Annotated in this window: 1 protein-coding gene; it reads left to right on the forward strand. The window is 45.2% G+C overall.

Translation table 11 applies throughout. The features are described from left to right. The coding region (locus tag KP705_RS16105; protein ID WP_215764970.1) for a protein rep at window positions 1–626 on the forward strand (626 nt) is incomplete at both ends.

Consider the following 626-nt stretch of genomic DNA (forward strand, 5'->3'; position numbering starts at 1 on the left):
GGCATATCATGTTCATTCCTGCTGTTGCTGTTGCTGAGCGTCGCCAGTTGAGGAATGAGCTGACCTATTGGATTGATAACATTCTCCCGAATAAGGGGAAGTATCTGCGGTACATGGTTATCACCTGCGGTGAGAACGTCCGCATATATGATGACCTCAAGGCGGAGCATAGGAAATGGACACGCAAGCTCTCTGATTGCTTCCGTTGGCTCAATCAAAAATATGGTTCAAATCTGTATTTCAGGGTGACTGAGTTCACTCATAATGAGGATCATGAAACCCTTAACATGCATATGAATATCCTCTTTGATCTGCCGTATTTGAAGGGGAACGGCTGGCAGGATTTTCTTGCTGATGTTCGTGAGAGGATGTCGTGCATTGTTAAGGATGCGGGAACTCTTGAGTCTGTTGATGAGGTCACAAAATATGTGACTAAGCCGAACGATATTGAGACGATGGAGGATGGCCATCTTGAGTGGTTCTATAATGAGACACTCAATACGCGACTGATACAGAGGTACGGATCGTTTAAGGAGTTCAAGGGGTCTCTTAATGATGAGAGGCTTCGCATCGTTCGAGATCAGTCTGATGGATCTCTGAAGATGATGATGAAGCGTGTCATCAAT

The sequence above is a fragment of the Gluconobacter sp. P1D12_c genome (genome assembly GCF_018812105.1).
Classification (GTDB): Bacteria; Pseudomonadota; Alphaproteobacteria; order Acetobacterales; family Acetobacteraceae; genus Gluconobacter; species Gluconobacter oxydans_A.